Source organism: Colwellia sp. F1, from assembly GCF_056238625.1.
In genome coordinates, this window is sequence record NZ_JBWDLI010000032.1 from 1 (window position 1) to 5,674 (window position 5,674).

At 41.1% G+C, this 5,674-nt stretch carries 3 protein-coding genes; all 3 read left to right on the forward strand.

The window, feature by feature from the left end; all coding sequences use genetic code 11:
- Positions 1 to 328 precede the first annotated feature (328 nt).
- The gene (locus AC0UA9_RS16595; protein WP_249016645.1) at positions 329 to 2,611 is read left to right on the forward strand and encodes a tellurite resistance TerB family protein; all 2,283 of its coding nucleotides are present in this window, start codon (positions 329 to 331) and stop codon (positions 2,609 to 2,611) included.
- A gap of 4 nt (positions 2,612 to 2,615) precedes the next feature.
- Entirely contained in the window at positions 2,616 to 3,941 is a 1,326-nt protein-coding gene (locus AC0UA9_RS16600) for an ATP-binding protein (RefSeq protein WP_249016644.1), read from the forward strand.
- Positions 3,938 to 5,674, forward strand: a 1,737-nt coding sequence (locus AC0UA9_RS16605) for a DEAD/DEAH box helicase (protein ID WP_475661757.1), incomplete at its 3' end; no start/stop codon positions are given. The genes AC0UA9_RS16600 and AC0UA9_RS16605, both read left to right, overlap by 4 nt.

A 5,674-nucleotide genomic window follows, 5' to 3' on the forward strand; every position in this document is an offset into this window, starting at 1 on the left:
GCTTTTAGGCTAAATAGATTTTGATAGTTGCAGGTTGTTGAATAAACGTAAGCGGAGTCGGTTATTGCGATGAGACACCTTGCTAGAAGTCCGTTTTCGACCCAAAGCGGTCATTCTTGGAAATGCAGCAGTCGCGCGAATTTTGGCTATACAGTCTGATGATCATTAATAGCTTAAAGGATCATAGACTTGGGAGAATCTGGCAGGCTGCATTTGCCGGAAAAAAGTGCCAGCGTGTTCATTCAATCATAAGATAGGCAGCCTAATATCTGTTATACGGCAGCAAAAACGACTGTGCATTCCCCGAAAAATCACAACTGAGGCGAATATGGAATTTTGGTTATTAGTAGGAGGCGCAGTAATTTTGTACTTCGTCATCAAAGCAATGATGGCAACGTCCTCAAAACAACAAGCTCAGAAGAATAATAGACCAAGTTCCAAAAATGAATTCGGTGTAACCATGACTACAAACAATCGGGTTGTGGCGAACAGTAAAGGTGATGATGACGATGATCTAGCTACTTTCAGTATTTCATATGGCTATGATGAAGAAAAAAGTAAAAATAAGACTCCGGGAAAATGGATAAAATCCGGCGAATCGATCACCATAAAGGGACAACAAACTTTTACTGGGGGGAATTTTTATTATGGTGGCAAGCTCAGTTCATTAGACGGGTATGGAACTGAAGCCTCATTAGTTGATGATTCGCTAAAAATTGAAAACAAACCTTCCTCATTTGAAGATGAAAATTTAGGCTATTGGCCTAAATTTATATCGCTCTCACCTAAAGGGCGTGGAGCTTTCCTTAGTTGGCTATCCGGTAATAGAAATGATCCAGACACACCCTTGGGTTATGTTTTTATTTATTTCTATGGCCTTGAAAGGCGTGTTACCGTTGATTCAATTAAACAGTCAGTGGATGATGCTGAGTTCAAGTCATTATTTGACGAAGTACTTCGATTAAAAGACATTTACGGAGGCAGTCGCTCTTTTTCAAATTATTCAACGCGTCTATTGGAAATCATGTGTCTACTACGCCCTCACGCAGTATCACATCCAAAATTGGAAAAAACACCTCAAAGAGATTCGCTATTATTTAAACATCGACTTGCCACTACGGTAAATGATGAAAAGCCCATTCCCGCCGAACTGGCATTGGCTTGGATTCGGTTTTATCCAGATTATAATCTAAAGAAACCGGCACGGCGTTGTGGTTATGAGTTCAGCCAGATGTTTACACTCCTCTATAGTAAAAAACATGGTGACGGCATTGTTGTTAAACCCAATAAAACACGGCTAAGGATTGAGTATCATCCCGCTAGCTCCTCTCTACGTGGTATATCCTTGCCTCAACAGGATCTTCCCGATCCAAGTAATTTAAAAGGTCCTGTAAATAAGCTGATTGAAATTGCAGATAAATGTACAGCAGAACTAGATGCTTATAGCAGGTATCTCGCCAAACCGGATGCTTCACGGACAGACATTGAAGCCATATTGTTATTGCCTGACGAACTCAGTGATTTAGGAGCTACGCCAGGATTAGGTGAATTTAAGAAATGGGCAGATGATGCTATTTCAACAAAAAAAGGGCTGGTTAATGTTGAGGAATTCTGGGCATATACCAAATCACCTTTGCCTTCCAAGATCAATAAAAAAGAAGCTTATTTAATTCAGAACCTTGCTCAAAAAGCGGGTTATGGCATAGCTCCTGATACTCGTTACCATCACACTAAGACGAGCGCAGATGGAAAGTTAGTTCTATTTCCTGAAGGACACGGCAAATACTTTGAGCCATCCAGGGCTTATAGTGAAATGGGCATGGCACTCCGTCTAGGGGCAATGGTTGCCACAATTGATTCTCATGTCGATCAGGCAGAATTAAATTTATTAACTCAGCTCATTGACCACGATACCAACCTATCACCTACCGAAAAACAATCACTACACGCCTACTTGGTTTGGAGACTTAATACACCTTCAAATATCACAGGCTTGAAAGCTAGACTGGAAACATTAGGTAAAACAGAAAAAGCAGCGGTTAGCCGCATACTTGTCGGTGTGGCGATGGCTGATGGAAAAATTGAACCAGAAGAAATCAAACAACTTGAAAAACTCTATACCTTACTAGGTCTTGATAAAACCCTTGTTACTGGAGACATTCATGGAATGTCATCAAATAAAGCTGGTTTACGACCTTCAAGCTCACAAACAGAAACCGCTTCTTCAGCTCCTACTTCGTTCCAGTTGAATGAAAGTCTCCTAGCGATTCATGAATCAGAAACTAAAGATGTACAAAGCATGTTGGGCGCAATATTTGTGGAGGACGAACCTATAAATGAATCCGGTGACTCAACTACGGACAGTGCAAATACAGAGGAAAAAATCGGAATTGATAAACAGCATTATAGTTTGTTTGAAAGCCTGCTACGAAAAGATAGATGGAGTCGTGAAGAAGTGGAAGTGCTGTGCCGTGATTTAGGGCTGATGGTTAGCGGAGCATTGGAAACTATTAATGACTGGTCGTTTGATAAAGTGGATGCGGCGGTACTTGAAGAGGATGGTGACGCAATTTATATCGATCAGGAAATCGTAGAAGAAATAGAAGGTTAAACTTATGGAAAAACGTATCCGGTTAAAAGAGCGTGACGCAATCATTCAATCACTGAAATCAGGCGTGACTCCTAAGATTGGGATTCAGCATATTCAGGTAGGTAGAAGTAATGAAGTCAAAGCTTTATTTAAGGACATTGAAAGAATCTCTGAAGGTGGTGCAGCATTCAGACTAATCATTGGTGATTATGGCTCAGGGAAAACATTCTTCCTGAGCGTAGTACGTTCTATTGCCCTTGAAAAGAAACTGGTTACGGTCAATGCGGACCTTTCACCTGATCGACGTATACATGCTTCATCAGGTCAGGCGCGAAATCTTTATTCCGAGCTTATGAGAAATCTGGCAACTCGAAATAAGCCGGATGGAAATGCGTTAGCCAGTGTTGTAGAACGGTTTGTAACTCAAGCTCGTAAAGAAGCAGATGAAAAGAACACCGATGTTTCAACAGTAATACATCAAAAATTAGCATCTTTATCTGAACTGGTTGGTGGGTATGATTTTGCAAAAGTCATTGATGCTTACTGGAACGGTCATGAGCAGGATAATGAAGAGCTAAAATCAAATGCTATTCGTTGGTTACGTGCTGAATACACTACGAAGACTGATGCCCGAAGGGATCTTGATGTCAGAACGATTATTTCAGACAACTCGTTTTATGATGCGCTAAAACTTATGAGTCTATTTGTACGCCAGGCCGGCTATGAAGGCTTACTAGTTAATCTGGATGAGATGGTCAATCTTTATAAATTAAGCAGCACACAAGCACGTACATCTAACTATGAGCAGATTCTACGAATTTTAAATGACTGCCTTCAGGGTTCGGCAGAATATCTTGGATTTCTACTGAGTGGAACACCTGAGTTTTTACTAGATCCCCGCAGAGGGTTATATAGCTATGAAGCGCTGCAATCCCGTTTAGCTGAAAACAGCTTTGCACAGCGAGCAGGTGTGATTGATTACTCCTCTCCAGCACTTCATCTAGCGAACTTAACACCAGAAGAACTCTATATTCTCCTGAAGAATTTACGCCATGTATTTGCCGAGGGTGATACTTCTAAATATCTCGTTCCAGATGATGCATTGAAATCATTTCTACATCATTGCAGCCAGACTATCGGAGATGCCTATTTCCGTACACCGAGAAATACCATCAAGGCATTTTTAGATATGCTGGCGGTACTAGATCAAAACCCATCTATGCAATGGTCACAGTTAGTTCAATCTATTGCGATTGAAGAAGATCGACCAAGTGATACAGATGAAATTATTGTGGACAAAGAGGCTGACAAAATTATGAATTCTTATGGATTAGCTGACTTCAAATTATGATAGAGGAATATCAGCGCCTTGATAAGCGTGTACAAAAATGGTTGTTTAATCAGGGCTGGCTTGATTTAAGAGAAATACAAAAACGGGCAATCGCACCGATTCTAGCTGGTGACAGAGATGTACTGATTAGCGCATCAACAGCGGCAGGTAAAACAGAAGCTTTTTTTCTACCAGCATGTAGTGCAATAACCGAAGAGGAAAACGGCTTTGACATTCTGTATATCAGTCCTTTAAAAGCACTGATTAACGATCAGTACCGCAGACTCGAAAGCTTAAGTGATATGCTCGATATGCAGGTTACGCCGTGGCACGGTGATAGCCTTCAATCAAAAAAGAAGAAAGCCAGAAATAATCCTTCCGGCATTCTCCTGATTACCCCTGAATCATTAGAGTCCCTCTTAGTCAGAGAACCGGGGTGGATAAGACAATCCTTCACTTCACTCAAATATATCGCCATTGATGAATTTCATGCGTTTATCGGAACAGAACGAGGTCAGCAATTACTCTCTTTACTTGCTCGTCTTGAACATATTACAGGCCGAATTACCAACCCCATTCCACGGGTTGCGCTAAGTGCGACTCTTGGAGAGCTTGATAAAGTTCCTCTTTCTCTCAGGCCGAATAATAGTCTGCCTTGTGAAATCATTACCAGCAGTCAATACCAAAGCACTATTAAGTTTCAAGTGAAGGGATATTTAGAACCGGTAGATATTATGGCTGATGAAACACGCACCTCTGCCGAACAACAGATTTGTCAGGAAATTTTCAAACTCTGTAGAGGTGACTCTCATCTGGTTTTTGCGAATAGTCGTAGCCGGACAGAAAGTATTGCTGCGCAGTTAAGCGATTTATGCGAACAGCAAGTCGTACCGAATGAATTTTTCCCACATCACGGTTCTTTAGCCAAAGAGCTGCGAGAAGATTTAGAATCCAGATTACAAAAAGAAACCCTACCTACTACTGCCATTTGTACCATGACCTTAGAGTTGGGTATCGACATCGGCAAAGTAAGTTCTGTTATTCAGGTTACAGCTCCATACTCAGTATCAAGTTTACGACAGCGGTTAGGTCGATCCGGTAGAAGAAATTCACCCTCTATTTTACGAGCGCTCATCGCTGAAAATGAACTGAGTGATAAATCAAATATTGTAGATGGTCTTAGATTAGAGCTGGTTCAGTCATTAGCAATGATACGGTTGCTTATCGTAGAGAATTGGTTTGAGCCAGCAGATACAGAGCAAATGCACCTCTCAACATTTTTACACCAAATTCTTGCCGTAATAGCACAGTGGGGAAGTGTTAGAGTAGACCAGTTGTACTCTCTGTTATGTGAGCAAGGATCATTCAAAGAAATATCTATTCAGCACTTCAAACAACTATTGTCCCATATGGGGACAGTTCAGCTGATACAGCAGCTAAATAGCGGTGAACTAGTCTTAGGAAGTGAAGGCGAACGTATAACCAATTCCTATATCTTCTATGCTGTATTTAAAACACCAGAGGAGTTCCGTGTTGTTGCCGGAAGTAAAAATCTCGGAACGCTACCCGTTGATTCGCTAATTCTTAAAGATCAGCACTTAATATTTGGTGGCCGTAGGTGGAAGGTCACGGATATTGATGATGAAAAGAAAGTCATTTATGTGACTGCTACAAAAGGCGGTAAACCTCCGAAATTTAACGGTAGCGGCATGTCGATTCATGACAGGGTTCGACAAGAGATGTTAAGTATCTAT